The organism is Campylobacter sp. RM12647 (assembly GCF_020138135.1).
Classification (GTDB): domain Bacteria; phylum Campylobacterota; class Campylobacteria; order Campylobacterales; family Campylobacteraceae; genus Campylobacter_E.
The window spans coordinates 11878-38818 of sequence record NZ_JACGAS010000012.1 but is presented as its reverse complement, the minus strand read 5'-3'; the positions used below and the strand labels follow the sequence as shown (position 1 = coordinate 38818).

At 27.9% G+C, this 26941-nt stretch carries 27 protein-coding genes and 1 pseudogene; 19 read left to right on the top strand and 9 right to left on the bottom strand.

Features of this window, described 5'->3' with window-relative positions; translation table 11 throughout:
* Positions 1-20: 20 nt before the first annotated feature.
* Entirely contained in the window at positions 21-1217 is a 1197-nt protein-coding gene (locus AVBRAN12647_RS05825) for a major outer membrane protein (protein ID WP_336614829.1), read from the top strand.
* 86 nt (positions 1218-1303) lie between these two features.
* Here the strand turns inward: AVBRAN12647_RS05825 and AVBRAN12647_RS05820 are convergent, their stop codons facing one another.
* The 4 genes from AVBRAN12647_RS05820 to AVBRAN12647_RS05805 form a co-directional block, all read right to left on the bottom strand.
* Positions 1304-2341 carry a hypothetical protein gene (locus tag AVBRAN12647_RS05820; protein WP_214117823.1) on the bottom strand — a complete coding sequence of 346 codons (1038 nt, stop codon included), beginning with the start codon at positions 2339-2341 and terminating at the stop codon, positions 1304-1306.
* Between the two features lie 224 nt (positions 2342-2565).
* Positions 2566-3024: a type II secretion system protein gene (locus tag AVBRAN12647_RS05815; protein ID WP_239803106.1), complete on the bottom strand. Its 459-nt coding sequence runs from the start codon at positions 3022-3024 to the stop codon at positions 2566-2568.
* Positions 3025-3063: 39 nt separating this feature from the next.
* Positions 3064-3534, bottom strand: a complete 471-nt coding sequence (locus AVBRAN12647_RS05810; RefSeq protein ID WP_214142909.1) for a type II secretion system protein — start codon at positions 3532-3534, stop codon at positions 3064-3066.
* Between the two features lie 82 nt (positions 3535-3616).
* Positions 3617-4066 carry a type II secretion system protein gene (locus AVBRAN12647_RS05805; RefSeq protein WP_336614828.1) on the bottom strand — a complete coding sequence of 150 codons (450 nt, stop codon included), beginning with the start codon at positions 4064-4066 and terminating at the stop codon, positions 3617-3619.
* Between the two features lie 275 nt (positions 4067-4341).
* On the opposite strand from AVBRAN12647_RS05805, the gene AVBRAN12647_RS05800 reads away from it, so the two are divergent.
* Genes AVBRAN12647_RS05800 through AVBRAN12647_RS05790 form a run of 3 tightly spaced genes read left to right on the top strand, consistent with a single transcriptional unit; the run spans position 4342 to position 5751 of the window.
* On the top strand, positions 4342-5142 hold the full coding sequence (locus AVBRAN12647_RS05800) for a ferritin-like domain-containing protein (protein WP_214117820.1): 801 nt from the start codon (positions 4342-4344) through the stop codon (positions 5140-5142).
* A gap of 1 nt (position 5143) precedes the next feature.
* A complete protein-coding gene (locus AVBRAN12647_RS05795; protein WP_214117819.1) occupies positions 5144-5383 on the top strand; it encodes a hypothetical protein in 240 nt (79 codons plus the stop codon).
* On the top strand, positions 5383-5751 hold the full coding sequence (locus tag AVBRAN12647_RS05790; RefSeq protein ID WP_336614827.1) for a hypothetical protein: 369 nt from the start codon (positions 5383-5385) through the stop codon (positions 5749-5751). Before AVBRAN12647_RS05795 ends, AVBRAN12647_RS05790 begins: the two co-directional genes overlap by 1 nt.
* 17 nt (positions 5752-5768) lie before the next feature.
* Here the strand turns inward: AVBRAN12647_RS05790 and AVBRAN12647_RS05785 are convergent, their stop codons facing one another.
* From AVBRAN12647_RS05785 to AVBRAN12647_RS05775, 3 genes are read right to left on the bottom strand one after another with little or no spacing between them, the layout of a single operon-like run.
* Positions 5769-6059, bottom strand: a complete 291-nt coding sequence (locus AVBRAN12647_RS05785; RefSeq protein ID WP_214117817.1) for a hypothetical protein — start codon at positions 6057-6059, stop codon at positions 5769-5771.
* Between the two features lies 1 nt (position 6060).
* On the bottom strand, positions 6061-6981 hold the full coding sequence (locus tag AVBRAN12647_RS05780; RefSeq protein WP_214117816.1) for an SAM-dependent methyltransferase: 921 nt from the start codon (positions 6979-6981) through the stop codon (positions 6061-6063).
* Positions 6978-7763 carry a M23 family metallopeptidase gene (locus AVBRAN12647_RS05775; protein WP_336606761.1) on the bottom strand — a complete coding sequence of 262 codons (786 nt, stop codon included), beginning with the start codon at positions 7761-7763 and terminating at the stop codon, positions 6978-6980. The genes AVBRAN12647_RS05780 and AVBRAN12647_RS05775 overlap by 4 nt, the downstream gene beginning before the upstream one ends.
* Positions 7764-7913: 150 nt before the next feature.
* On the opposite strand from AVBRAN12647_RS05775, the gene AVBRAN12647_RS05770 reads away from it, so the two are divergent.
* From AVBRAN12647_RS05770 to AVBRAN12647_RS05740, 7 genes and pseudogenes are all read left to right on the top strand, one after another.
* Positions 7914-8216: an HMA2 domain-containing protein gene (locus AVBRAN12647_RS05770; protein ID WP_214117814.1), complete on the top strand. Its 303-nt coding sequence runs from the start codon at positions 7914-7916 to the stop codon at positions 8214-8216.
* On the top strand, positions 8209-8649 hold the full coding sequence (locus AVBRAN12647_RS05765) for a hypothetical protein (RefSeq protein WP_214117813.1): 441 nt from the start codon (positions 8209-8211) through the stop codon (positions 8647-8649). Before AVBRAN12647_RS05770 ends, AVBRAN12647_RS05765 begins: the two co-directional genes overlap by 8 nt.
* Positions 8650-8661: 12 nt before the next feature.
* A complete protein-coding gene (locus tag AVBRAN12647_RS05760) occupies positions 8662-8880 on the top strand; it encodes a hypothetical protein (protein ID WP_214117812.1) in 219 nt (72 codons plus the stop codon).
* A gap of 5 nt (positions 8881-8885) precedes the next feature.
* Positions 8886-9470: a YtxH domain-containing protein gene (locus tag AVBRAN12647_RS05755; RefSeq protein WP_214117811.1), complete on the top strand. Its 585-nt coding sequence runs from the start codon at positions 8886-8888 to the stop codon at positions 9468-9470.
* Positions 9445-11520 carry a heavy metal translocating P-type ATPase gene (locus AVBRAN12647_RS05750; RefSeq protein ID WP_214117810.1) on the top strand — a complete coding sequence of 692 codons (2076 nt, stop codon included), beginning with the start codon at positions 9445-9447 and terminating at the stop codon, positions 11518-11520. Before AVBRAN12647_RS05755 ends, AVBRAN12647_RS05750 begins: the two co-directional genes overlap by 26 nt.
* Positions 11521-11648: 128 nt before the next feature.
* Positions 11649-13023: pseudogene (locus tag AVBRAN12647_RS05745) on the top strand (anaerobic C4-dicarboxylate transporter).
* A 64-nt stretch (positions 13024-13087) separates the two neighbouring features.
* The gene (locus tag AVBRAN12647_RS05740) at positions 13088-14470 is read left to right on the top strand and encodes a sodium-dependent transporter (protein WP_214142724.1); all 1383 of its coding nucleotides are present in this window, start codon (positions 13088-13090) and stop codon (positions 14468-14470) included.
* A gap of 40 nt (positions 14471-14510) precedes the next feature.
* Here AVBRAN12647_RS05740 and AVBRAN12647_RS05735 read toward each other — a convergent pair whose 3' ends face one another.
* A complete protein-coding gene (locus AVBRAN12647_RS05735; protein ID WP_214117807.1) occupies positions 14511-14867 on the bottom strand; it encodes a hypothetical protein in 357 nt (118 codons plus the stop codon).
* Positions 14868-15054: 187 nt separating this feature from the next.
* Between AVBRAN12647_RS05735 and AVBRAN12647_RS05730 the strand changes: the two genes are divergently transcribed.
* Genes AVBRAN12647_RS05730 through AVBRAN12647_RS05695 form a run of 8 tightly spaced genes read left to right on the top strand, consistent with a single transcriptional unit; the run spans position 15055 to position 23122 of the window.
* On the top strand, positions 15055-17136 hold the full coding sequence (locus tag AVBRAN12647_RS05730) for an FTR1 family iron permease (RefSeq protein ID WP_336606757.1): 2082 nt from the start codon (positions 15055-15057) through the stop codon (positions 17134-17136).
* Positions 17133-17669, top strand: a complete 537-nt coding sequence (locus AVBRAN12647_RS05725) for an iron transporter (protein WP_214117805.1) — start codon at positions 17133-17135, stop codon at positions 17667-17669. The genes AVBRAN12647_RS05730 and AVBRAN12647_RS05725 overlap by 4 nt, the downstream gene beginning before the upstream one ends.
* A gap of 59 nt (positions 17670-17728) precedes the next feature.
* Positions 17729-19126, top strand: a complete 1398-nt coding sequence (locus AVBRAN12647_RS05720; RefSeq protein ID WP_336606756.1) for a Fe-S-containing protein — start codon at positions 17729-17731, stop codon at positions 19124-19126.
* Between the two features lie 8 nt (positions 19127-19134).
* On the top strand, positions 19135-20436 hold the full coding sequence (locus AVBRAN12647_RS05715) for an ABC transporter permease (protein ID WP_214117803.1): 1302 nt from the start codon (positions 19135-19137) through the stop codon (positions 20434-20436).
* Positions 20423-21562 (top strand): ABC transporter permease, encoded by a 1140-nt coding sequence (locus tag AVBRAN12647_RS05710; RefSeq protein ID WP_214117802.1) that lies wholly within the window; start codon positions 20423-20425, stop codon positions 21560-21562. The genes AVBRAN12647_RS05715 and AVBRAN12647_RS05710 overlap by 14 nt, the downstream gene beginning before the upstream one ends.
* Positions 21563-22213: an ABC transporter ATP-binding protein gene (locus AVBRAN12647_RS05705; protein ID WP_214117801.1), complete on the top strand. Its 651-nt coding sequence runs from the start codon at positions 21563-21565 to the stop codon at positions 22211-22213.
* Positions 22206-22667 carry a TlpA family protein disulfide reductase gene (locus AVBRAN12647_RS05700; protein WP_214119523.1) on the top strand — a complete coding sequence of 154 codons (462 nt, stop codon included), beginning with the start codon at positions 22206-22208 and terminating at the stop codon, positions 22665-22667. Before AVBRAN12647_RS05705 ends, AVBRAN12647_RS05700 begins: the two co-directional genes overlap by 8 nt.
* Positions 22664-23122, top strand: a complete 459-nt coding sequence (locus AVBRAN12647_RS05695) for a TlpA family protein disulfide reductase (protein WP_214119525.1) — start codon at positions 22664-22666, stop codon at positions 23120-23122. Before AVBRAN12647_RS05700 ends, AVBRAN12647_RS05695 begins: the two co-directional genes overlap by 4 nt.
* A gap of 159 nt (positions 23123-23281) precedes the next feature.
* Here the strand turns inward: AVBRAN12647_RS05695 and AVBRAN12647_RS05690 are convergent, their stop codons facing one another.
* A complete protein-coding gene (locus AVBRAN12647_RS05690) occupies positions 23282-26740 on the bottom strand; it encodes an acyl-[ACP]--phospholipid O-acyltransferase (RefSeq protein WP_336614826.1) in 3459 nt (1152 codons plus the stop codon).
* Positions 26741-26941 lie beyond the last annotated feature (201 nt).

Here is a 26941-nt window from a genome sequence, read left to right as displayed (position 1 = left end):
TCTCATAAAAAAGGATAAAAATGAATATTAAAACAACAATTTCTTTAAGTTTAGTTGCTGTTTGTGCTAATGCACTTAGTTTAGAACAATCAATAAAAAATGTAGATTTAGATGGGTTTTTAAGGTATCGCTATGATGCTACTAGAGTTAAGGATATTGCTTTAACTCAACCAGCACACAAAATTAGATTAGATTATAAATTAAGCCTAAATTTAGCTGATAATTACAAGGCTAATGCGGTGTTTAGATATGATACAAAATCTTTTAGTTATTCAAATAATGCTTATATTAAGACTAATGATAATTTTCATTTAAAAGAAGCGAATTTAACTTATACTAATTTTAATACAAGCTTTAGTTTTGGTAGATTAAAAGTGCCTAGTATGTTTAATGATGGGGTTTTGGTTACTTCGTTTTTGATTGATAATCATTCTTTAGATAATACAAATATAAATGCGTATTTTGTAGATAATTTTGATTTGAGTGAAAGTAGTTTGATAAACGAAAAAGCAATAAATCAAATATCTTATAAAATACCACTGAAAGCCACAAATCTGCCAAAGAATTTAAAATCACAAATCTATAATCAAAACCTTTATGGGCTAAATATTAATTATCATAATGATTTAATAAATCTTACTTTAGGTGCTGATTATCTTAATGATTTTGCTATTTTTTATGGAGTGGATTTGAAAAGTTATTTAGGAGATAAGAAGAGTTATCATTATTCTTTTAATTCTCAACTAACTAGCACATCATTAAAGCAAAATTACAAAACTTCTCTAAATGCAAGTAATTCTGTATTTTATGGCGTTGAAATTCTAGTCGGATTTAAGAATTTTGATTTTGAGTTAGGCTATATAAATTATGGTAAAAAGGATAAAGCAAGTTTTGTAACTTGGCATGATAAAGGATTGCTTTTGCATTCGGGAAAAACGATAATAGATGGATTTTATGGTGGAATAGGTAAAAGAGAATATTTGTATTCAAATATATCTTATAAATATGATAATTTTAATTTTTTATTTAGCATAATTAATGGCGGGGTAAAGCTTGATTTAGCTAAATATAAGCAAACAGAATTAATGCCAAAAATTGTTTATAAATATTCTAAGCAATTAAAATTTAGCGCATTTTATGATTATGCGATTACTAAAACCGATATGAAAAATATTAAAACTTATAAAACTAGATTAGAAGCTAAATACTCGTTTTAACTATATTAAGAATTTAATTTAGGAATTTAAAATAAATATATAGTTTTAAATTCCATTTTTCAATTAGTTTTTATCTAAATTATAATTTAAGATTTAATGTTTTCTTTGATAGCTGCTTTGATAACTTCTACAAATTCTCTACTATCTAAATAATAGTTAGGATAGGCTTTCCTTAGTGTTTTAATTTTGTCTGATGATACAAGCACTACATCAGTATTGTTTGCATTTTTTGATTTTTGTTCTAAAAAATCATAATATTCTTTAGCTTTTTCAAAATCTGATTTTTTATATCCAGTAATCCTTAAACGCCTTGTATTCATATCAAGGTCTATTACAAAATAATAATGTATCTTTTTTTGAAATTCTTCAATGTTTTTGCTAGATACTAAAAGTCCAGAAAGCATTGCTAATATGTTGTATTTTTTATCTAGTTCTAAAATCTTTTGGCATATTTCTTGTTGTGTAAATTTATTATAATTTTCGTGAATTTTTGTTTGTTCTATCATACAAAACAAAGCACTTGATAATCTAAAAAATTCTTTATATTGTTCTTCCCCTTCACCTTGCTTGATTTTTGATTTACTAGTTATTCCTAAAACTTCCACTGCTGTAGCCCAAAAATGCTGCAATTGTGTTCTAAGTTGTAATTCTAAGGCTCTTTTTGTCGTATCTTGATATTCATAAATCTGATGGATTGAGCGGTATCCATCATCTTTTGGTTTATTGATATAATCACTAGTTCGTAAAAGTTTAAATTTTTTTATACCTTTAAGATAGGTTTGTTCCATAATTTGCTGAAAAGTTTTAGTATTGTCAAGATTGGTAAATACTATCCTAAGTCCTGCAATATCTTGCATTCTATCAAGCTTCATATCTGGAAATCTTTTTAACTTGTATTCAACAGAATTTAGCCTTTTTAATCTTCTTGCTACTACTATAGGGGTAATTTTATTTGTTTTTAGTTTTCTATTAATTGATGTTGCAAAGCTTGACATTATTTGAGCGTGAACACTTCTCCAAAAAGACACTATCTCATAGTCGTTTTCAGTGGCAATACCTATTCTTATATTATCTCCAGCTTTTCTTACTTGTTGTTTGGTTGCAATTATATCGTTTTCGCCCATTTTTACTCCTATTATTGTAATTTTTAATGTCAAAATCAATGCTTTTTCGTAGTGTAGTATATCAAAAAGTAATTTAGTTAATATTAGAATTAAACAACATAACGAAATTTAAGACTATTTTGCGGATTTCATTATAGCTTGATTGTAAAAATTAAATAAGAATAAATAATAAATTGTAGGAATTTAAAATAAGAAATTTATTTTAAAATTCCTAATTTAAATTCTTAATACACCACATTACTTCCACCAACAGGAATGTAAATAACATCACTTTTTGAAATATCTGTAAAATTATTATTTGTTTTTGAAATTCTTCCTGTTAGAATTTGTTTTAAAGATTCTAAGCCTAATAATTTATTGCATAATTCACTTCTGGTTTTTAGTTTTTTTACCACTATAAAATAATCATCAGTAGTAACTTCTAAACAATCAGTATTTTTAATAGTAAAATACTTATCATCTTTTAGACTTTGAGAAGTCATATCCTTTAAATTACTGCTAAAATTTGTTTGGGTTGTATAATAAGAGCCTAAATCACTAATTAAAATAGCAAGGTTTTGAGATGATTTTACTATTTCAGCATCATCTCTTGTAGCATTTAGTTTAGGAATTGCAACTGCTGCTAATACACCTAATATTACAATAACAAATATAAGTTCTATCATTGTGAATGCTGTTTTCATTAACTTCCTTAAAGTAACTAACCTAGATTAGTTTCTAGGTTAAAAATTAACATTTCCGCCACCGAGTTTGATTTCATAGGCACTAGCTATTCCTTGATGATTTTTTATATCTTTATTTCCCATAGCTGCTTTTACACTACTAGTTGCGAAGAATGATTTGCAAACACCTTTATCAAAGTCTGGAGAAGCAAAAATTTTAATAGTGCTTCCACTTGATTCTGCATTGATTGTTACACAATTTAAATCTTTAATATACAAATAAGCTGTTGAAGTGTTTGTTGCGTGTGGTTGCATTACTACATTTGTCATATCTTGTATATTGGTAGCAAAACTTCCTTTAGCTGTGTAATAAGAAGCTATATCACTAAGAAGTGTTGAGAAATTACTAACACCTTTTGTAATTTCAGCATCATCTCTCGTAGCATTTAGTTTAGGTATCGCGACTGCTGCTAAGATACCTAGAATAACTATTACGAAGATTAGTTCTATCATTGTAAAAGCTTTTTTCATCTTTGTCCTTTAAAATTTAAAAAAAGCTAAGCTTGGATTTTTACCAAACTTAGCTTTGTAATATTCATCAAATAAAGTGAAATTAGAAAGAAATATTTCCGCCACCTAGTTCGATTTTGTATTCACTTCCGGTAGTATAAGTTGATAATTTTTTATTACCTAGAATAGCTTGAATACTACTTACATCATCAAAAGATTTACAAATTGCATCAGTTATGTTGGCACCGGCGCCAATTTTTAATGTGCTACCAGCACTATCTGCTGTGATTTTTGCACATTCTTTACCTTTAATAGAGAATGCACCACCTGTTCCTAAAGCAACATTTGTCATTTTTGCTAAATCTTTATCAAATGAACCTTTAGCTGTGTAATAAGAAGTAATATCGCTTATTGCTGTTGAGAAGTTGCTAGCTGCTTTAGCTATTTCAGCGTCATCTCTTGTAGCATTTAGTTTTGGAATTGCAACTGCTGCTAAAATTCCTAAAATTACGATTACGAAAATCAACTCAATCATTGTAAAGCCCTTTTTCATGGCTATCTCCTTAAAAAATAATTTCACTTTATTTACACAAATGTGAAATTAAAATCTATTAGATATATGAAAAATTCCATCGCAAAATCTAGCTAAATTAGACTTAGTTAAAATATTGATTTATTAATTTCGTAAAATAAAATCAAGATTTATAGACAATAAAAGAATTTAAATAGTATTTATTTAAATTCTTTTTAATAATCTTTGGTAAAACTATGTTTTTATCAAAGATTTTATAAAATAAAAAATCGCATTTATAAGCTTTAAGGACTAATATGAAAGATTATTCGCATACTTTATTTGATGTTTTAAGCGAGAGTGATTATGCTAAAAAATTAGCTAAATTTGATGATTTTTACGATGATTTTTTAAGCAATAACCTAGCTTATAATGAATACGAGCCTTTAGTTTTAGAAGAGCCAAGTTATGCAAAAAGCCTTGAGATTATTCACCCAACAAGGATTAAAAGACCAAAAGAACTAAGTTCTGATAATGCTTTAGCAAAGACCTTGCACCAAATAGCTCATATTGAATATTCAGCAATTGACCTTGCATTAGATGCTGCTTATAGATTTTATCATACCGGCGGGCTTTTGTTTGCGAGTGATTTTTTAGAAATAGCTAAAGAAGAATGCTTACACTTTAGTCTATTAAACGACGCTTTAAATGAGCTAGGATATAAATACGGAGATTTTGGGGTGCATACTAATTTATTTGACGCTATGAGAGCTACTAATTCTAGTTTTAAGGTTAGAATGGGGGTTGTGCATAGGCATTTAGAAGCTTGTGGGCTTGATGCTAATCCTTTTGTGGTTAAAAAAATAAGCAGCACAAAACACCAAATAAAATCAAAATTATTAGAAGTTTTAAAAATCATCTTGCACGATGAAATAAGCCATGTAAATAAAGGCGATAGATGGTATAAAAACGCAGGTGGGACAAATGAGAATTTTTGTGATTTACTCTTAGAATACAAACACCTAATAAGACCTATTAAAAATATGAATGAAAATGCTAGAATTATGGCTGGATATACACAAGATGAATTAGATGAAATAAAAAAGAATTTTAATTAATATGCTAGAGAAAATATCAAATCAAATATCAATTTTAAAAGACTTAGAACTAATTTATAATAATACTAAAATTAATTTTGCAAAAGGCTTTGAATTCGCTTTAGATTACGATGAATTATTAGCAAAATTAAATGATTATAATTTAGAAGAATTAGAGCAAATCTCAATTAATTTAGAATATTTGCAAAAAAATTATATAAATGAAATATTGTTTTTAGAAAATGCACTTAAGGATAAATAATGTTAATTTATGGATTAGATTATATAAAAAATCAATTTACAGCTTTAGAATTTGAATTAGGATTTAGTGTAAATAATGTAAGTTGTGTAAAATTTAGCGAAGAAATATTAGCAAAGCCAAATATTAAAAGAGCTATATTTTGCGATACTTTAAGTGAAGTTTTGCAATCAAATGCAGCACTTTGTGAATACATTATCCCAAATGCTAAAATCTTAAAAGACAGCGTATTTTTAGCAGAAAAATATTTATTTGATAGCAAGATTTTATCTTTTATAAAAGATACTAGTGATATTGAAAAAGCTGCTTTAATAGGCGTTGATGCGGTGTTTTTTTGTGATTTTAAAGACTGCAAGGATTATTATATTTAATCTAGGAAGTTCCTAGATTAATTAGCAAAAATTCTAATCCCGACATCAATTACTACAAGTATTATTAATATACTTAATAAAGTAATTAATGCTGCGTTAGACTTGGGTTTTATCTCGCTTTTAGCTTTTTCAATTTTCTTTAATTTATCATTTAATTGATACTCAAATTTATTTTGCTCTTCGCTTAATTTTTTAATTTGTTCTTTTAACTCTTGATTTCTAGTTTTAAGCAAACTTGAAAGCTCGTTTTCTAATTCGTTGATAGTATTTGCATCAACTTTTATTAATTCTTTACTTGTTTTATCCATTTTAATCTCCTTTAATGTTTTTATTAAATTCTAAACAATGAAAATTATCGCTAAAGCCAAAAAATAGATATTTAATGGCATTTGCGTATTTAATATCGCTAAATTCATCTACTCCAAATTCCATCAAAGCTCTTGATTGTTTTTTAAAGCTATGTTTTAGATTAAGTTTATCAAAATAAAAGCACAATTCATCATAATTTACATTCCAAGTAATATCACAATTTGCAAATAATTCTTCTAAATTAGCGTTAAATGGGTCAATTAATTGATGGTTTTTAAATATTCTTAAACTAAACTCATCATTTAAATATGTAGAAAAATAATCAAATGTTAAAAAATAAAATTCCTTACACTTCTTATCTAAAGCACTTAAAAAATCATATATCATAGGAGAAAATTCCAAGCGTTTTTCAAGTTTATCTTGTAAATATTCATAACTATTTTTATGCTCTTTAAAGATTATTTTGCCATTTTCAACGAAGCCAAATTTATGATTATCATAAAGCTCACAAGCAAAAGCGTCAAATAATTCATTTGCGATAAAAAAGGCATTATCACTACTAAAATCATCAAAATAATAATGTTTAAATTCCACATTCAAATTCTTTTTTTGTAAAGCCCTTAGATTGTCGTGTGGCTCTATGATTTTCACATTAATTTGCTTATAAATTTCAGGGCGTTTATCTTTTAAATATGTTAAAAAATCTTTTAATAAATACCCTTCATTTGCACCGATTTCTACTATATCAATAGGTAGTTTTAAAATCTTTTCATCAACTAAAAAAATAAATCTTTTAGCACACAAAAAGCCAAAAAGCTCTCCAACGCTAACAGCTGTATAAAAATCCCCATCTTTACCAACTTTTACACCTTTTTTATAATACTCTTTACTCCAAGTATCAAAATATTTGCTAAAAATCAATTAAAAGCCTTTGCGTTGAATTTATTTACAAAATCAAGTGGATCAACACTAACGCCTTTTATAGCAATTCCAAAATGAAGATGAGGTCCACTAACCCTGCCCGTATCTCCACTAAGTCCTATAATATCTGATTGTTTTACAAAATCACCCACTTTTACATTAATCTTGCTTAAATGATAATATTGCGAATAAACGCCGTATCCATGATCAATCACAACGCTACCACCTGAATAATATCTATCTTTTGCAATAACTACTACTCCATCATTACTAGCTGGAACGCTAACTCCAATTGCTGCTCTAAAATCAGTGCCTGAATGATAACTCTTAAGAGTGTTTTCAAACACCCTAGCACTTCCAAAAGGGCTTGTAATAACGCTATCTAAAGGGATTATGAAAGGCTTATTAATATATACTTTTTCGGTGCTTTTTGCATAGATTTTCACTGCTTCATCGTATTCTTTAGCAATTCTTTCTTGTAGCTTTTTGTTTGGCTTAATAATTGATGGCTTTGCAAGTTTAATTTGCTCTTTTTTATATTCTCCTTCAAGCACTTTAAGGCTATATTCTTGATTGTCTAAAGTAATATTTAAAGTTTTACCACTTGAGCGATAATTTGGGGCTAAAATTAATAAGGTTTTATTATTTATCGGATATTTTGTGTAAGTGATTTCACTTTTACTAATTATTGGATTTTGAATGCTAATATCAACTTTGCCATTTATTAGATTATTTGATAGCAAAAATGTTGTAAAAAATGAGATAAAAAATAATTTTTTCATAAAATTCCTTAGTAATTTAATATAGAAAAGATTAGCAAAATAGCATAAATATTGAGTTTTTGCCACTTTTTGATTATCATTATCTTATATATTTTATTTTATTTTAAGTTTTAGGGACTACAATCATTTTTGAAAACGAAAGGATTTTTAATGGATAAAGCTAAGGTTTTAAGTGAAGTTTTAGAATACATTACAATCACTCATCACACAAGTGGTAGATTAAGACTTGATATATCTAGCAAGATAAGAGAATTAAAAGACTTAGAAAGCTACAACATTGATGAAGTTTTTAATCTAAAAGGGATTAATGAAGTTAAAGTTAATAAAATCTTAGGCAAGGTTACTATTTTATATGATGATAAAATCATATCAAAACAAAGCCTTGATAATTTAATCAATGCAAAAAACATTGATGAGATTAACCTAGCTTTAAAGGAGCTTAACATTGCTTGAGCTAAGATTTGAAAACCAAGAGTTTTTGCAAGAACTAGAAAACAGCGATATAAGAAGAGCTTTTGAGCTAGATTTAACTAGCATAAAATTATATGAGTATTATGCTAATTGCTTTAATGATGGTATTTTAAAAGATATTTTAAATGCAAAAAAGCAATTAAATCAATTATTAATTAGCGATAATAATGCTTTATTAGTTGAGTGCAGTTTAAATGATGCTTATTTGCTACTTTTAGCAAAAGAATTTGAAATCGTTCAAGCTTATAAAATAGCGGCTAATGTTTGCAAAGATGAAAAGCTAAAAGACCTTATTTTTAGACTTTGGGCTAGTTCGGTTAATGAGTATCAGGTGGCTTTAAGAAAAAGCCTTGCGACTAATGAATTTAATGTAGATTCTTTAGTTAGTAATTTTTTAAAAGATATTTTAAAATAAAGGAAGATTATCATGCCAATTCCATTCATATTAGGTGCAGCATTAGGCGTAGCTGCAGTAACAATTTATAATAAAAAAGATAGTATTAAAAAAAGTATAAGTGAGTTTAATTCTCAAGATTTTGCAAAAAGTGCAGGAAAAATGACAGAAAATGCAATTTTAAAAATCTCAAAACTTAAACCTTGTTGCAAATGCGAGAAAGAAGTAGCTAAAAAAAGCTCTAAGAAGTAAAAATTATGCTTACATCAAATAGAGTTCCGAGTGATCATTTATTAAGCTCTAGTCTTAATAATTTTTTTACAACTCAAGATTTAAAAGCAAGTTTAAAGGTAGGAGTTACTAGCTATTTTGCAATTAAAACAAGCAATGATATAGCTAGGAAAGATTATAAAAACGCAATAGTTTCTGGAATTAGTGGAATTTTAATTAATCAATTTTTAGGAGAAAATAAAATGACAAATAATAATAATCCATATTTAAACAATAATCAAAATTACAATGTTAATCAAGGATATAATAATCAAAATTATTCTTATAATCCATATTTAAATAATGTTTCAAACAATAATTTAAATAATACTGCAAACAACAATCAAAATACAGGCTTTTTAAGTTCGCTAACAACTCAAGGAACAGGGCTTTTTGGCTCTCCTTTAGTAAAAGGAATTTTAATTGGTGCTGCGGTTACTTATTTATTAAGCAATAAAGATGCAAAAGATACTTTAGCAAAAGGTGTTGCAAAAATTCAAAGTTTTGCTAGTGCTGCTATTGAAGAATTTAAAGAGCAAGTAGAAGATGCAAAAGCTTCAATGCAAGAATAATTGTAAGGTTATTCATCACTCTAAAAATCGTCTTAGAATTAGGCTAAATACGCTTAATAATCTAAGCGATAATCATTTATTAGTAAGTGAGTTTAATCTTAATTTTTCTGGTGTTTTTGTAAGTGTTAATAATGCTTCAAAAAGCTTAGTTTTTACAAGTTCAAAAGAAATTGATAATAATTTAGCTCAAAAAATATTAGATTTTTTTAGCACTTATGAAATTAAGCAATTAAAAAAAGCAAAAGAAACTCCAAGTAAGGCTATGATTTATTCATCTATTTTAGCTTTAGCAAATAGCTATAAAACAAGCCCTATTTATGATGGTTTTGTTTCTAGTGCAACTGCATTGCCTTTATTAAAAGAAGGAACTTTAGAACTTATTGAAAATGGTTTAACTTCAAAAGTATTAGAAGCAGCAGCGGTAGGAGTTTCTTTATATAGAAAAGATTATAAAGCAGCAAATAGCACTAATTTAATGCTAAATATTGGCGAATATATTGAAGAAAGCGTAGTAGCAAAAAGTGATGATTTGATAAAAGAACTAGCAAAACCACAAATAACTCACGCTTGGGTAGAAGTTAATCAAGAGCTTGTTAAAAAAAGTGCAAAAGATTTGGTAGTAGGGGATATTGTAGTGGTATCTCAAGGAGATAATATAGCGGTTGATGGTTATATTGTTGATGGGATTGCTAGTATTAATCAAGTTTCTATGACAGGAGAAGCCCAAGCAGTTACTAAAAGTCGTGGAGATAGGGTTTTAAGTGGAACCGTGGTAGTTGAAGGTCGTATTAAAATATGGGCTGAAAGCGTTGGAGAAAATACATCAACGGCTAAGATTTTACATTATATGAAAGATTGCCTAGAAGAAAAATCAAAAATAGGGCAAAAAGCTTATAAATTAGCAGATAGTTTAGTGCCTGTTACTTTAGGACTTGCTGGACTTGCATATTTATATAAAGGAAGTGCAGCGATGGCTAGTGTGCTTCAGGCTGATTATTCTTGTGCTTTAAAATTAGCAACTCCTGTGGCATTTAAAAGTGCTATTTCTTATGCAGGAAGAAGACAGATATTGCTTAAAGGTAGCACTGCTTTAGAGAATTTAAGCTCGGTTGATACTTTTGTATTTGATAAAACAGGCACATTAACTTATGGAGATTTAAAAGTTGAAAGCGTTCATGTATTTAGTCCAAAATATGATGAAAAAACCTTGCTAAACCTTAGTGCAAGTGCTGAAGAGCATTATTTTCACCCTGTTGCAGAAGCTATAGTAAAGGCTGCTAAAGAGCGTGGATTTTCTCATATTAATCACGGAGAAGTGGAGTTTATAGTAGCACACGGCGTTAAAACTAGCATTGATAATGAAGAAGTAATAATTGGTTCAAGGCACTTTTTAGAAGATGATGAAGGTGTTGATTTTTCTAGGGCTAATGCAAATATTAAAGAACTTTTAGATAAAGGCTTAACTCTTTTATATGTAGCAAAATCTAAAGAATTATTAGGCGTAATTGCTATGAAAGATGAAATTAGAAGCAATGCTAAAGAAGTCTTAGCAAAGCTTAAGCAAAACGGCGTAAAAGAATTAGTAATGCTAACAGGCGATATTGAAAGTAGGGCTTTAGAAGTTGCAAAAGAACTTGGAATTGATAAGGTTTATGCAGAGCTTTTACCACAAGATAAAGCAAATATTTTAGCTAGTTTAAAAGCTCAAGGCAAAAAAGTAGCCTTTATAGGCGATGGTATAAACGACGCTCCATCGTTAGTTCAGGCTGATGTTGGAATTTCTATGCAAAAAGGTGCTGATTTAGCAAAAGCTAGTGCTGATATTGGATTACTAAGAGATGATTTTGCTTGTATTTTAGAAGCAAAAGTTATAGCTAATGAAACTATGAAAAAAATTGATAAAAACTTTAGCACAACGGTATGGGTTAATTCATTCATATTAGGTGCTGCAACACTTGGTTTATTAAGCCCAGCAGCTACTGCATTTGCTCATAATGGCACAACTATTGGCTTATTGGCTAATGCTATAAAACATAAGCAATTATTTTAAATTATATTAGGAATTTGATTTTAAATTCCTAATTTTTCTTTTTAATTATTCTTTAAAATTTAAATCTTTTAATTTTTATAAAACATTAAAATAATTATGTGTAAAATTGGCATTTTAAAGGAGTTAAAATGAAAAACAAATATGTTTGGATTGTTGTAGCGATTTGCTTTTTGCTTTTTGCAAATGTTGTTGGATTTTTGGATTTAGCCATAGTTTTAGCGGCTATATTTTTAGGTGTTAGACTTGGTGGAATTGCCATTGGCTATACTGGTGGGATTGGAGTTATTTTATTAGGTATTTTGTGTGGTATAAAACCAGGCGAAATTCCAATTTCGGTAATTTTAATCATTATGTCAGTAATTGCAGCAATTTCGGCTATGCAATTAGCAGGCGGGCTTGATTATTTGGTGCATATTGCTGAAAAAAATACTTAGGAAAAATCCTAAAAAAATCAATTATTTAGCTCCTAGTATTACTTATTTTTTAACTATTTTAGCAGGGACAGGGCATACTGCGTTTTCTATGATACCAGTAATTGTTGAGGTTGCAAAAGAGCAAAATATTAAGCCAAAAGCTCCACTTAGCCTTGCAGTTGTATCAAGTCAAATAGCAATTACTGCAAGTCCTGTTAGTGCAGCTGTTGTTTATCTTAGCGGTGTACTTGAGCCTTTTGGATATTCTTATTTAACATTATTAAGCATTTGGATAGGTAGCACTTATTTAGCTTGTATGCTTAGTGCTTTTTTAGTAACTAAGTTTTCAAATCTTGATTTAAGTTCTGATGAGTATTATCAAGAATTACTTCAAAAAGGTGAAATAGCAAAAAAACAAAGCACTCAAAAAGAGATTATTAAAGGTGCTAAGACTAGCGTTGCGATTTTTGTTATTGGCGTTTTAGCTGTTGTTTGTTATGCGACTTATATTTCAGGCTTAAAAGCTGATAAGATAATTATCCCAAGAGATAGTGCTATTATGTGCGTAATGCTTAGCATTGCTACTTTTATTGTATTAAGCACTAAAATCAATACTTCAAAAATCATTGATACAAGTGTATTTAAGAGCGGTATGAATGCTTGTGTTTGTGTTTTAGGTGTTGCGTGGCTAGGAGATACTTATGTAAGCGCTCATAGTAATGAAATAAAAGAATTTGCTAAAGGCTTAGTAGAACAATATCAATTCTTATTAGCTTTTGCCTTTTTCTTTGCTAGTATGCTTTTATATTCTCAAGCAGCAACTGCTAAAGCAATAGTTCCATCAGTAATTGTTGCACTTGCATTAAATGAAAACCCAGAAAACGCAAAAATAATCATCGCTTCTTTTGCAGCAGTTTCAGCACTCTTTGTGTTACCAACTTACCCAACATTACTTGGTGCGGTTGGAATGGATGATACAAAAACTACTAGGATAGGAAAGTATGTATTTAACCATTCTTTCTTTATTCCAGGCGTTTTAATGATTGCTTTAAGCGTTGCTTTAGGATTTTTATTTGTAAAATTTATTTAAAAAAAACTTGAAATTATCATTATTTTTTGTATAAAATGTATCCTTTTTCAAAAAAGGATACATTATGAAACGACTTACTTGGAGTAATAGACTTACATATATTTTAACCGTTGCAGGTGCTACTATTGGATTTGGAGCTACTTGGAGATTTCCTTATATGGTAGGAGAAAATGGTGGTGGTGCTTATGTTTTATTATTTATAATAGCTATGTTTTTAGTCGGTGTTCCTATTATCTTAGTAGAAAATATAATAGGCAGAAGAATGCATAAAAATAGCGTTGATTGTTTTAGTAAAAAATGGCAATTTGTTGGGTATTTAGGGCTATTTGGAAGCTATGCGATTATGGCTTATTATATGGTTTTAGGTGCTTGGGTAATTAGCTATATTGTAAATATTATTATGTCTATGTTTAATTTAGGCGGGCTTGATTTAACTTCAGTAATTACAGCAGAGCAAACTAGCTTACATTATCAAAAAAATATAGAAAATGACCCTTTAATGATAGGAATTTATACATTTATTTTTGTATTTATTAATTGGATTATTTTAAGGCGTGGAGTTATTGATGGAATTGAGCGTTCTGTTAAGTATCTAATGCCGCTTTTGTTTTTATGTCTTATTGCTATGGTTATTAGAAATGTTACTTTAGATGGGGCAATTGAAGGGATTAAGTTTTATTTATATCCTGATTTTAGCAAGATTACACCTAGTATATTTTTATATGTTATAGGACAAGTATTTTTTGCTTTATCGCTTGGATTTGGGGTTATGATTACATTATCAAGTTACCTTGATAAAGGCGAGGATTTATTAAAAACAGCAATTATTACAGGTATTGTAAATACTCTTGTAGCGGTTTTAGCAGGATTTATGATATTTCCTTCTTTATTTTCTTTTGGATTAAGTCCTGATGCTGGTCCATCATTAGTATTTAAAACCTTGCCAATAGTGTTTTCTCATATGCATTTTGGGGATTTCTTTGCTATAGTGTTTTTTGTTTTATTATTAACAGCTGCACTTACTACGAGTTTGCCTATTTATCAAGTAATTATTTCTGTATTAGAAGAAAAATTTAAAATCTCAAAAAATACAGCGATTAATTTAGTTTTAGGTGGAATTTTTATATTAGGAAATATTCCTGCTTTATTAAGTTATGGAGTGCTTGATAATGTTTTAATTTATGGAAGAAATATTTTTGATACATTTGATTTTATTAGTGGAAATATTTTATTTGTAATTACAGCTTTACTTTGTGTAATTTATGTTGCTTTTGTTTTAGGTAAAGATGAAGCTTTAAGAGAAATTAGCAATAATTATGAACTTAAAAATCCACTTTATAAAGCTTGGTTTTATTATATAAAATATTTTATTCCTATTGTAATTATTGTAATTTTTATAAGTGGTTTTGAGAATTTAAAATCATATATTTTGGGATTTTTTAATTAAATATTTTACGATTTAGCATTAGCTAAATCGTAAGCATAAATTATTTTTTGTTTTCTACTTTTTCTTTTTTGTTGTGTTTTGATTTTTTAGCTTCTTTACTTTTTTTATTTTTCTTAGCTTCTTTTTTTGCCTTTTTAATTTCTTCTTTTGTTTGTTTTACTTCTTCTTTAACTACTTCTTTTTTTTCTTCTACTTTATCGCTAACTTGTTTTACCACTTCTTCTTTAGCTTTTACTTCTTCTACTACCTTTTGCTCACTTTTTTCTAATATTTTTTCAGCTTTTGCGCCATTGATACATTCAGCACTTTTGCAATCTAAAACATCAACTGCAGGAATTTCAGCAGCACATAAATTAAGGCCTATAAAGGCAACTAATGACAAACATACTTTTTTCATTTTTATCTCCTTTTAAAAAAGTCGCGAAATTGTAGGAGCGAATTATTAAAAATGGTTAATAAGAATAAATTATTTTTATCAACATTAATTCTAATTGATAATAATGAAAAAAATAATAAGTATCATTTAGATTTTATTTATTTATAACTCATACAATAATGAGTAAAATTATTATAAAGGTTATCTTGTGAAAAAAATATTTTTGCTTATTTTTGCTATTTGTATATCTTTAATAGCTAGAGATGATGTTGATTATTTCAAGGAAAAAGATTTAATTATAGAAAAGCTAAATAAAGGTTTAGAAGCCTATAAAAAAGGTGATGCAAAAACTGCAAGACAACTTGCAAGTGAAGCTTATTTTCAACATTTTGAAAATATGGAAGGTCCTATTGGAAGAAATATTGGTAGAAAAGGCTATTTGATGGAGAGAAAATTTACCAATCTTCGTGGTTATTATGGGCGTGGAGAAAATATAGGCAAAATTGAAGCTTTAATAGATGGTTTGATATTTGATTTAGAAGAAGTAACGCCAGTTATACAAAATGGCTTTAAAATAGTTGCAGTAGCGTCTGATCCAAATTATGATAAAGCAAAAGCTGAAATGAATGCAAGAGAGAATTTGTTAAAAACTTGCATTGAAGGTGAGATGATGTTTGGAGCAGATGAAAATAGTGCAAAAACTAAATGTGAAGAACAAAAAGCAGCAGAATTAGCCCATCTTAGCAAAGAAGCAAGTGGAGAAATCACAAAACCAACTATGCAAAAAGAAGTTTATGATAGTTTAGAAGACCTTCAAGCAGCAGCTGCGATTGATCCAAAATTACAATATGTATATGATTTATTAAGTGAGAAATTTGACGAAGCTATTCAATACAATAAGCAAGGAGAATTTACAAAAGCAGCTGATACAATTGGCGTTGCAAGAGAAGAAATATATATAAATACAAATATTGAAATTCTAATAAATGCAACAAAAAATCTTAATATGAGAAGCAAGTTAAGAAGTTTTGGCAGTGATATTCGCGAAGGAAAAGTAACTGAAAGCGATATGAGAGCTAGAAGTGAAGAGATATTAGATTCTATATTTGATGTAATGACTAAAATAGATGCTAGTAATTTAGATAAATTAAAATTAGTTGGATATGTTGATGAGACTAAGAATGTAGATTATACTCAAGTTGCAACTGATATTAAAATAGCTTTAAATAAAATAGTTCAAGACTATGAAACAATGGGAGAAAAAGCAAGTATTGATGCTCTTCAAAATATATATTTAGATATTTTTGAAGCAAAAGGAATGGAGAGTAAAATTGGTGCTGTTAATTCAAATATAAAGCTTGAAATAGAAGCAAAATTTACTAAAGGAACAGCACTAATTAAAAGTAAGGCTTCTAAAGATGAGTTAATTGCTAATTTTGATGAGTTAAATAAATTAATTGAAAGTCAGTTAGATAAAATCAATGATACAAGTGTTTGGTTTTTATTTATATCATCACTTACTATTATTTTAAGAGAAGGTTTAGAAGCTTTAATAATAGTAGTTGCAATAATTTCATATATTATTCAAAGTGGTAATAAAGACAGATTAAATATAGCTTATTCAGCACTTGGTAGTGGTGTTGTTTTATCATTTATCACTGCTTTTATAGTTTCATATTTTATTAAAAATTCAGGACAAAGTAGAGAGCTAATAGAAGGTGTAACAATGCTAATTGCTGTTGTTTTATTATTTTATGTTGGCTTTTGGCTACTTAGTAATGCAAGAAATAAAAAATATGCAAGTAATTTAAAAGAGCAAGCAAGATTAGCTATTACAAATGGCAGTGCTAAAACATTATGGTGGACCGTGTTTTTAGCAGTATTTAGAGAAGGTGCTGAAACAATATTGTTTTATCAAGCATTATTGATTGATTCTGGTTCTGGTGCTGGACTTAGTGCTGTTTTAGGTGGTTTAGCTCTTGGTATTGTTATATTAGTAGTTTTATATTTCTTACTTAAAGCTGGTGCAATTAGAATTCCTATAAAACAATTTTTCTTAATAACCTCAATCATTATTTTTTATATGTGTTTTGCTTTTACAGGCAAAGGGATTATGGAACTTGTTGAGGGCAAGGTCTTAACTCCACATCTCATACCAATGCAATTTGAAAGCATTACTTGGTTAGGATTATATCCTTATTATGAGAGCTTAATTTTACAGGCAATAATCCTCGTCCTATTAATAGGAGGAGTTGTTTATATGCAAATCAAATCAAAGGAGAAACAATGAAAAAATCATTGCTTAGTTTAGTAGCAGGTGCTTTTTTAGCGTCTTCAGTGTTTGCAGGAGAAGTTGAAATTCCTACAATTGATGGTGCAGAAAGCTATAAATTACACGGAATGGAAATAGCAGCTGTGTATCTTCAACCAATTGAAATGGAACCAAGAGGTATTGATTTAGCAGCGTCTTTAGCTGATATTCACTTAGAAGCTGACATTCACGCTCTTAAAGAAAATCCAAATGGTTTTCCTGAAGGTTTTTGGATGCCATATCTTACAATTGGCTATAAATTAACTAACCTTGATAATGGTAAAACAAAAGTTGGAAAACTTATGCCAATGGTAGCTGATGATGGTCCTCACTATGGTGCAAATATTAAAATGGATACAGGAATTGGTAATTATGAATTAGAATTTGTAATTGATAATCCTGAAAAACAAGGTTTTGGTCGCCACGTAGATAAAGAAACAGGTGTTGGCGAGTGGTTTGATACATTTAATGTTAAATACAAATTCAAATACACAGGAACACCTGATAAATAAAACTTAAAATATAGAAAGCTTAGGCTTTCTATAAAAAATATACAAAAATAAGGACAATAATGAGTATATATTTTGTGCATATATTTTTAGAGTGCTTTTTAGTTAGTTTTTTTACAGCTTTTTATGCTAAAAATTCATCATTAAAATTAAATATTATTTTTACTTTAGTTGGTTTTATTTTTGGATATATTTTATTTTATATATTCCACTATGAAAAAGTAGATAGAATAGGGGTATTAACAGCTAATATAATTTTATTAGTTACTTTATTTTTTAGCCTAATTAAATTAGTAATTTTTAAAAATAATTCTTTATTTGCTTATATATTAAGCTTTTTTATATCTTTAGCAGCTTCTTTAAAATACTTTTTATTATCAGTTGCTTATCCTATATTTTCATCAAGCTTATTAGATACTCAAGGGATTTTAAATTTTGGCTTTATTTTATTAGCTATTTTTATTTGTATTATTTTTTATATTAATTTTCTTTTTGCTAATTCAAATTCATTTTCAAAATCAAGAATTTGTATTTATGTAATTTTTGCAATTATGTTTTTAAATACTGCTTTTGCTGAGATTATGTATTATCTAATTAGAATTGGAGTTAGTGATAGCTCTATTTTGCTTAGTTATATTACTAAGAGTAGATATTATGCCGAGTTTTATTATTATATTTGCTTGATTTTAGGCATTATTTATGTTGGCACTTGCTTAAAAAATAGACCAAAATATAGAGAAAAAGCTTGTGATTTTGACATAGAATATAGAAAAAATATCGCAAAAACTTTTAGTATAAATTCTCATTTTACTATTCATTTTATATTAAGTATTAGTGCTGCTTTAGTTATGTTATTTTATGATTTAGTAGATTCTAAACCTATTCAAGTTGATGAGCCAAAAATCATTACTCCTAAAAATAAAGATTATTTTGAATTTGATGCTAAAGATATTCAAGATGGTAAATTATATCGCTATGCTTATATTTCTAGCTCTGGTAAGGAAATTAGATTTTTTATAATTAATCGCCACGCAGGTAAGCAAACTCCTGTAGTAGTATTTGATGCTTGTAGTATTTGTGGGGATAATGGCTATGTTATGAAAAATAATGAATTATTATGTGTAGCTTGTAATGTTAGGATATTTTTACCTAGCGTAGGTAAAGAAGGTGGTTGCAATCCAATTCCTTTAAAATTTGAAGTTATTAACGATAAGATAATTGTGAAAGTAAAAGATGTATTAGGTGGGGAAAACTATTTTAGTAAAGTAGTTGAAATGCAAGTTCAAGACCCAGTAAATAAAGAAAAATTTCTAAACACAAAAGCTAAGAAAACCTATATTTATAATGGTATTAGCTATTATTTTAATTCTGATGAAAGTTATCAAGAATTTAAAAAAGACCCATCAAAATTTGTAAGCTCAAGTGATAAAGCTTTATTTTTGATTGAAAGAAGAAGTTAGGAGTAAAAATGTTTTTAAGAATAGTAAAAAAATCAATTTTAGGCAATCCTATTCAAAAATTATTAAGTTTTGCGACTATTTTTTTAGCTTGTTTGCTCCTTGCTTGTATGCTTAATATAACTCTTGGAGTTGGCAATCAGCTAGGAAAAGAGTTAAGAAATTATGGAGCAAATATTAGTGTTTTACCACAAGGCTCATCTTATAGTATTGAAGTTGGTAATAAAAGCTTTAAATTACAAAGCGAAAGTAAATTCCTAAATCTTGATGATTTGAGAAAAATTAAAGATATTTTCTGGTCAAATAATATAACAGCAATAGCTCCATTTAAACAACGCCAAGTAGAATTTCAAGGCAAAAAAATCAGTATCTTAGGTACATATTTTAATAAAGAATTAGTCATAGAACAAGATAAATTTGGTAATAAAACCGTGGTATTTGATACTGGATTTTTATCTCTTTTACCTTTTTTAAAGACTGATTTAAATTTTGTAAATGATAATAGTTTAGAAAATGAAGTAAATATAAGTGAAAAATTAGCAAATTCTTTAAATCTTAAAGCTAACGATACTTTTAAAGTGCTTATAAATGATAAAGAAGTAGAGTTAAAAGTAGTTGGCATTGTGAGTAATTTGGGTGATTATGAAGATAAAATTTTAATTAATATAGATAGATTAAATGATATTTTAAATGAGCCAAATACTTATGAAAGAGCAGAAGTATCAGCTCTAACAATTCCAGAAAATGACATAGCTCATAGGGCAAGATATGATATAAAGAGTTTAAATCAAGTGGAATTTGATAATTGGTATTGCACGGCTTTTGTAAGCTCTATTGCATATCAAATTGAAGAAAATTATAAAGGAGCAAGTGCAAAAGCTGTTAGTAAAGTAGCAGATGCTGAAAGCTCTATCGTTAAAAAAATTCAAGGTCTAATGGGAATTATTTTTATCATATCTTTAATTGTCGCAAGTATTGCAGAAGCGTCTTTAATAAATAGTGATGTTTATAGAAGAAAAAAAGAAATAGGTTTGTTTAAAGCATTAGGCGCTAGTAATTTACAAGTTTATTTGGTTTTTGCGATTGATTATTTGTTTGTTAGTTTAATTGCTAGTATTTTTGGTGCTGTGTTTGGATTTTTTGTAAGTGATATTATATCTTATAGTATTTTTTCTCATAGTATTGAATATAACTTCATAATTATATTTATTTGTATGTTTTTTGCTAGTTTGGTGGCTTTACTTGGCTCATTAATAGCTACTAAGAATTTTGTAAATCTTGAAATAGTTGAGGTGTTATATGAGCGTAAATAACTTTTTTTTCACACAAGTTAAAAAGAGTATAGTTTTTTCAAAGCAAAGATTAATAATAGTTTTAATATCAATTTTTATAGGAACTTGCGTTACTAATGCTTTTTTAAATATATATTTTGATATTGACAATAAAATGAGTAAAGAGCTTAAAAGTTACGGGGCAAATATGCTAATTAGTTCTAAAAGTGATGATTATTTAGATATTAAAGAAGCTAATTTAATTAAATCAAAAATTAGTAAAGACAAATTATTAGCTTATTCTCCTTATTTATACTTTAGCCCTGTTTTTTCTACAAGGCAATTAATAGTGGCTGGGGTTGATTTTGATGAATTTAAAAAAATCAATAAGTTTTTATTAGTTAAAAAAGGTAGCCTAAGTCAAAGCGAATATTCAAAAGATAATAGTATTTATTTAGGTATAGACTTAGCAAATACGCTAAAAAAAGACATAAATCAAAAACTACCTTTAACAATAGTAAAAAATGGTATTCCTTATGAGAAAACTTATATTATAAAAGGGATTTTTTCTACTGGAGATGAGATTGACGCTATGGCTTTTATCAATTTAAATTCTGCTAAAGATTTATCAGGTATTAATGATAAATATTCTTATGTATCTTTAATAGTTGATGATGATTTTGAAAACCTATCAGAGCTTAGCAAAATAGCAGTAAGCAATAATGCAGAATTAAAACCAATTTTAAGTGTTAGTTTAAAAGAAGGAGCAATTTTAGAAAAAATAAAAGGTCTTATGTTTTTGATTTCTATTGTTATTTTAATAATTAGCTCAACAAGTGTTAATACAACTCTTAGTTCAATTATTTTTTCAAGAAAAAAAGAAATAGCATTGCATTTAGCTCTTGGGGCTAGTTTTAAAGATATAGCAAAATTATTTGCTTATGAAGTATTTATTTTAGCTGTTGTTTCATCTTTATTAGGCACTATTGGTGGGTATTTTTTAGCACAGATTTTAGGCAATATTATTTTTAATGCTAGTATAGATTTTAGATTAAGTGCTTTTGTGCTTTCAATTTTTATATCATTATTTTTTGCATCATTTGCTGCGTATTTTCCGATAAAAAAAGCATTGCAAATAGATATAGTAGGTAATTTAAGAGGAGAATAAATGAGTATTATTAAGGTTAGTAATTTACATAAAAGATTTGATAAAGCCCATGTTTTAAAAGGTCTTAATTTTGAATTAAATCAAGGTCGTTGGCTTAGTATTGTAGGTAAGAGTGGTAGTGGAAAAACTACGCTTTTAAATATTTTATCATTGCTTGATAATGCAAGTGAAGGCGAATACTTTTTAGATGGTATTAATGTAACTCATTTAAGTGAAGCTGATAAACAAAGAATAAGAAGAGAAAAAATAGGGCTTATTTTTCAACAATTTCATTTAATACCTTATTTAAGCGTATTAGAAAATGTTATGCTAGCTCAATATTATCATTCAAGTATTGAAGAAAATGATGCTAAGAAAATCTTAGATAAAGTAGGATTGTTAGATAGATTAGAGCATTTACCTAGCGAATTAAGTGGTGGTCAGCAACAACGCCTTTGCATAGCTAGAAGCCTTATTAATAATCCAAATATTTTATTAGCTGATGAGCCTACTGGCAATCTTGATGAAGAAAATGGAGAAATAGTTTTAGATATATTTAAAAAATTAAGAAGCGAAGGCAAGACAATTATATTAATTACTCACAATCCTGACTTGGCTAAAAATGGAGATGAGATAATTACTATTAAAGATGGACTTATAGTGAATGAATAAAATTCTAATAGTTTTAATACTTTTGTTTTTTGTATCTTGCGAAGATAATAAGTTAGTATTAAATAAACAAGCTCCTAATATTCTTGCAAAAACTACAGCTTTAAATAAAATAGAGTTAAAAAGACAAGGTATAGAATTGATAGAATTTTGGCAAAATGGTTGTGCTGCTTGTCTTAAAGTAATGGCTGGATTAAATGAATTTGCGAATGAAAATAATATTAGTATCTATGCAATTAATTCTATTGATGATTTAAATACTATTAAAAAACACGAATTAGAACACCAATATTCAAATATGATTTTTTTAAAAGATGAAGAAGACATTAGCTGGAGCAGATATGATATTTTTGCTGTTCCGACTTTATTTATTTTAAAAGATGGAGTTTATGTGGATAAGGTATTAGGCGATAGAAGTTTGGAATTTTTAACTAATAAGATTAAGGAATATTTATGAGATTTTTTCTAGCAATTTTCATATTTTTACTTTGTGCTTGTAAAGATGAAGCAATGTTAGCTTTAAATTCAAAAGAGCCAATACATTTAAGTTATAGTGCGAAAGAACAAGCGTTAAAGGGATTAAATGAGCCTTTTATGTTGTTTTTTTACACAAAGGATTGCGGTGTATGTGCTAAACAAATTCCTATCTTAAATGAGCTTAGTAAGGATTATAAAATTATTGCTGTATTAGGTGGTATGAGAGATTATGATATGGCAAAAGAAAGCTTAAAAGGTGTTACATTTGCTACTATTTATGAGAGTTTAGATGTTGAGTATTTAAGCAATGTAGTAGGTGGTGTTTGGGGTGTGCCTGCTATGTTTATTTATGATAAAGATGGAAAAATGGTTAAAAAATTTATATCGCTTACTCCAAAATCTGTCTTAGAAAATGAATTAAATATGTTGATTTAATATTAAAAACGCATAAATAAAACTTAAAATATTTTGCATTTAAAATAATTAAGAATTTCATTTGATACTTTAATATTTAAAATTAGCAAAACTTTAATTAGTATTACAAAACTAAAAGGTTTAGAGTTTAAGTTACTCTTCCTTTTAGTATAAATTTTATTAATTGTTTTCTAAAATACTTTTAGCTAGGGCTTTTGCTTCTTTATAATCTACCTTTCCACTGCCTAATAATGGAATTTCTTTTATCAAAATATATTTACTAGGTTTATAAATTGCTAGTATTTCGCTTTGTTTTATTAAATCTACAAAATAATCAAATTTTTCTTCACTACATTCAATTAATAAAACTACCATCTCGCCTTTTTTATCATCTTCTAAAGAAGTAGAGCAGAGTTTTACTTCATCATTATTAATCACTTTAGCAACTTCGCTTTCAACAAGTCCTAAAGAAATCATCTCTCCACCAATTTTTGCAAACCTTGAATATCTATCTACAATGTATAAAAATCCATCTTCATCTAAATGTCCCTTATCCCCTGTGTTATACCATCTAATGCCATCTATTTCTTTTATAACTTCAGCAGTTTTTTCGGGATTATTTAAATACCCTTGCATTACTTGGTGTCCGCCTATTAAAATAAGTCCATCTTCGTTTGCTTTTAATTCTTCATAGCTTAGTGGATCAACTATTCTAATAGCAGTGCCAGGTAAAGGCATACCTACGCTTTTATCTTTATTTGCTCTATGTAGTTGCCAATATGTGCTATCAAATTTATTAGGTAAATTCACACTTGCAACAGGCGTTGTCTCGGTAGCTCCGTAACCTTCGTAAATATTTTTTTTGAACTTTAGCTCAAAAGCTGATTTAATCTCGGGCTTTAATTTTTCAGCACCTGCAACTACAATTCTAAGGCTATCAAACATAATTTCATCTATTTTTTTATTTCTTGCATAAATTCCTAAAAATGTAGAAGTTGCACACATAATGCTAACATTATTTTTTACTATAGTTTTTGCAACGCCTAAAGCATCGGTAGGGTCAGCACAAGTTGCACTTTTTATCCCTTCTATTAAAGGCATAAAGGTAGTAACGGTTAGTCCAAATGCGTGAAATGGCGGTAAAGATGAGAGTATTACATCATCATCTTTTGCACAAATTATGCTAGAAATTGAAGCAATATTGCTTAAAATATTTTTATGGCTTAGCATAACTCCTTTAGGCATTCCTTCGCTGCCACTACTAAATAAAATCGCAGCTGTTTTTTCATTGCTTAAATTCTTAGTAAATAAGGCTTGTAATATAAAGCTAGGCAAGATACTTATTAAAAAGAGTTTAAAGATAATATCTAACTTTTCTTTTTTTATTGCTTTTATTAAATCTTCTAAATAAATGATATTTACATTTTCTAATTCTAATTTAAAGCCTTTATTTTTTAGCTTTTCTAAGAATTTAGATGATGTATAAATATGCTTTATATTTGCACTTTCTTTTGCTTGATTGATTGCTTTTATTCCTGCGGTGTAATTTAGATTTACTATGGTTTTTCCAGCAAATAAACTAGCTAGATTTACAAGCGTTGAAGCAAATGAAGCAGGTAATAATATGCCTATATTTTCATCGTTAGGGATTTTTTTACTAAGCACTAGGCTTAATGCTAGGAGTTTTTTGTAGCTTATATCTCCTGCTAAAGGGTCGTTTATCGCTATATTTTGTGAGTATTTTTTAGCACTTAGGATAAAGGCTTTTTCTATTGTTTTTAGATTATCGCTTTGAGTTTTTGTAGCTAAGAATGATAGTTCAAACACTTTAGCTTTTACTAATTCTTTACTTGAATGTATGCTAAGGGCTGTTCCGAATGCTATTGCTATTTCTCTTTTACCGATTTTTTTATTTCTTAGATTGTATTCTTCATCACTTCTTGAAAACGAACTACCCCAAAGCCCGTGGATATAAAAAGGAATTATAATCCCATCATCTTCGCTTAAATCCTTGCACGCTAATTCAAAACCACTTTTAAATTCATTTAAATGTCCGTGTCTTGATAGAGTTCCTTCAGGGAAAATACAAACAATTTCGCCTTTTTTGATATAAGTTGCAATTAATTCTAAGGCTTCTTTACTTGCAGCAGAGCTTACAGGGATTACTCCAAAATGCTTTATAAACATTCTAATATACCATTTTTGATAGTATTTTCTCTCCATTACAAAATGCACTTTTTTAGGGATTGCCATTTGTATAATAGCCCAGTCAATAAAGGAAATATGATTGCCTAATAATAGCACTCCTTTATTTTGTGGAATATTTTCAAACCCTGCTACTAATAATCTATATTTTTGATAAAAAGCAAGGCTTACTATTATTCTTACTAAAGAAAAAGGCAGTTTTATTAATACATAAAAAGAGCCTAAAAAACTCACAACTACAATGAAATAAAACAAATATAAAACATCAATTTCTAAATAAGCAAAAAAAGTAGCAAGTATTACAAAACTTAGCATAAAAATATTTTGAATAAAATTATTTCCTGCTAAGACTATACCTAATTCATTTTCTTTAGCATTAAATTGTATTAAAGAATTAAGAGCGATTGTAAATATTGCCCCAGATATGCCAAATATAAAAAATACAAGTGCAAAGGCAAATAAATTATTAAGAAAGCTTATTAATAATGAGCTTAAAAATAATCCTAAAGCACCAAGCGGGATAAGCCCTAATTCAATGTAGTTTTTAGAAAATCTACCTGCAATTATTGAGCCTATAATAACGCCTATTGCACTAGCTGCCATTACGCCTTGCACATAAAAGGTGTTTAATTCATTTAGATGAAACTTAGCAAATACAGGAAAAGATACTAAATATAATTGAGAAATAGCCCAAAAGAAGGCAATTCCTATTATACATAGCCAAATTACTTTATTTTGAAATATTAAGCTAAGGTTGTTTTTAAGCAACACTCCTTTTAAATAATCGTTTTTATTGAATGCTAAATTAGAATTTTCGCTTTTAACCTGCGGTAATTTAGACGCTAAAATAAATTCTAAAACGCTAAAAGCTACTAGTAATAAGCCTAGTGGAGCTACTTGAGTTAATATATCCTTACTCGTGCTAAACTCGTTTAATAATAATTCAAAACCTAAAGAAAATACAAGCATTCCGCACAAAATAGCCACAATACTAACAGCATTTATAGCACCATTTCCCATAGCAAGTTGCTTGATGCCGACTAGTTCTTTAATATAACCATATTTAGCAGGAGAATATAAGGCTGATTGAATCCCCATAATAAGCGTCATTATAAAGGCTAGATAAAAATAACCATTGTAATAACTAAAACAAATGATTGATACTAAAAATATATTTGCTAAAGCAGTTATTTTCATAACTTTATTTTTAGGATATTTATCAGCTAGAAATCCTGATATTGAAAAGCTAAAAATATAAGGTAATAAAATCAAGGCATTAATAATTGCGGTTAAAAATAATTGCGTGCTGCCATCATAAATCTTATAAACCGTGTTTTGAATAATGATTTTATGTCCTAAATCAACAAAAGCATTCAAAAACCCAACTAATAAAAATGCGATTATTCCATTGATTTTTAAAAAATCGTTTCTCATTTATAACCCCTAAGAAATAATTTATTTAACTATTTTTTTATTTTATTGTAAATTAGTTATAACGCTTTATAAGGTGGTTATAAATATGGTTGGTTTGATTATTAATTGTTTTGGAATTTGAAAAATAAATGTATTTATGAGTATTTTTAGTTTTATTGAACGCTTAAAATATTTATAGGTAATAAAAGCTTATAATGCTAA

What these genes read in the sequence shown, in the direction of transcription:
- AVBRAN12647_RS05710 (WP_214117802.1), top strand. Translation starts at nt 20,423, where the DNA reads ATGAGCGTAAATAACTTTTTTTTCACACAAGTTAAAAAGAGTATAGTT.
- AVBRAN12647_RS05695 (WP_214119525.1), top strand. Translation starts at nt 22,664, where the DNA reads ATGAGATTTTTTCTAGCAATTTTCATATTTTTACTTTGTGCTTGTAAA.
- AVBRAN12647_RS05825 (WP_336614829.1), top strand. Translation starts at nt 21, where the DNA reads ATGAATATTAAAACAACAATTTCTTTAAGTTTAGTTGCTGTTTGTGCT.
- AVBRAN12647_RS05735 (WP_214117807.1), bottom strand. Translation starts at nt 14,867, where the DNA reads ATGAAAAAAGTATGTTTGTCATTAGTTGCCTTTATAGGCCTTAATTTA.
- AVBRAN12647_RS05700 (WP_214119523.1), top strand. Translation starts at nt 22,206, where the DNA reads ATGAATAAAATTCTAATAGTTTTAATACTTTTGTTTTTTGTATCTTGC.
- AVBRAN12647_RS05785 (WP_214117817.1), bottom strand. Translation starts at nt 6,059, where the DNA reads ATGGATAAAACAAGTAAAGAATTAATAAAAGTTGATGCAAATACTATC.
- AVBRAN12647_RS05750 (WP_214117810.1), top strand. Translation starts at nt 9,445, where the DNA reads ATGCAAAAGCTTCAATGCAAGAATAATTGTAAGGTTATTCATCACTCT.
- AVBRAN12647_RS05720 (WP_336606756.1), top strand. Translation starts at nt 17,729, where the DNA reads ATGAGTATATATTTTGTGCATATATTTTTAGAGTGCTTTTTAGTTAGT.
- AVBRAN12647_RS05760 (WP_214117812.1), top strand. Translation starts at nt 8,662, where the DNA reads ATGCCAATTCCATTCATATTAGGTGCAGCATTAGGCGTAGCTGCAGTA.
- AVBRAN12647_RS05715 (WP_214117803.1), top strand. Translation starts at nt 19,135, where the DNA reads ATGTTTTTAAGAATAGTAAAAAAATCAATTTTAGGCAATCCTATTCAA.
- AVBRAN12647_RS05805 (WP_336614828.1), bottom strand. Translation starts at nt 4,066, where the DNA reads ATGAAAAAGGGCTTTACAATGATTGAGTTGATTTTCGTAATCGTAATT.
- AVBRAN12647_RS05795 (WP_214117819.1), top strand. Translation starts at nt 5,144, where the DNA reads ATGCTAGAGAAAATATCAAATCAAATATCAATTTTAAAAGACTTAGAA.
- AVBRAN12647_RS05755 (WP_214117811.1), top strand. Translation starts at nt 8,886, where the DNA reads ATGCTTACATCAAATAGAGTTCCGAGTGATCATTTATTAAGCTCTAGT.
- AVBRAN12647_RS05690 (WP_336614826.1), bottom strand. Translation starts at nt 26,740, where the DNA reads ATGAGAAACGATTTTTTAAAAATCAATGGAATAATCGCATTTTTATTA.
- AVBRAN12647_RS05815 (WP_239803106.1), bottom strand. Translation starts at nt 3,024, where the DNA reads ATGAAAACAGCATTCACAATGATAGAACTTATATTTGTTATTGTAATA.
- AVBRAN12647_RS05800 (WP_214117820.1), top strand. Translation starts at nt 4,342, where the DNA reads ATGAAAGATTATTCGCATACTTTATTTGATGTTTTAAGCGAGAGTGAT.
- AVBRAN12647_RS05810 (WP_214142909.1), bottom strand. Translation starts at nt 3,534, where the DNA reads ATGAAAAAAGCTTTTACAATGATAGAACTAATCTTCGTAATAGTTATT.
- AVBRAN12647_RS05740 (WP_214142724.1), top strand. Translation starts at nt 13,088, where the DNA reads ATGAAACGACTTACTTGGAGTAATAGACTTACATATATTTTAACCGTT.
- AVBRAN12647_RS05725 (WP_214117805.1), top strand. Translation starts at nt 17,133, where the DNA reads ATGAAAAAATCATTGCTTAGTTTAGTAGCAGGTGCTTTTTTAGCGTCT.
- AVBRAN12647_RS05775 (WP_336606761.1), bottom strand. Translation starts at nt 7,763, where the DNA reads ATGAAAAAATTATTTTTTATCTCATTTTTTACAACATTTTTGCTATCA.
- AVBRAN12647_RS05790 (WP_336614827.1), top strand. Translation starts at nt 5,383, where the DNA reads ATGTTAATTTATGGATTAGATTATATAAAAAATCAATTTACAGCTTTA.
- AVBRAN12647_RS05770 (WP_214117814.1), top strand. Translation starts at nt 7,914, where the DNA reads ATGGATAAAGCTAAGGTTTTAAGTGAAGTTTTAGAATACATTACAATC.
- AVBRAN12647_RS05820 (WP_214117823.1), bottom strand. Translation starts at nt 2,341, where the DNA reads ATGGGCGAAAACGATATAATTGCAACCAAACAACAAGTAAGAAAAGCT.
- AVBRAN12647_RS05705 (WP_214117801.1), top strand. Translation starts at nt 21,563, where the DNA reads ATGAGTATTATTAAGGTTAGTAATTTACATAAAAGATTTGATAAAGCC.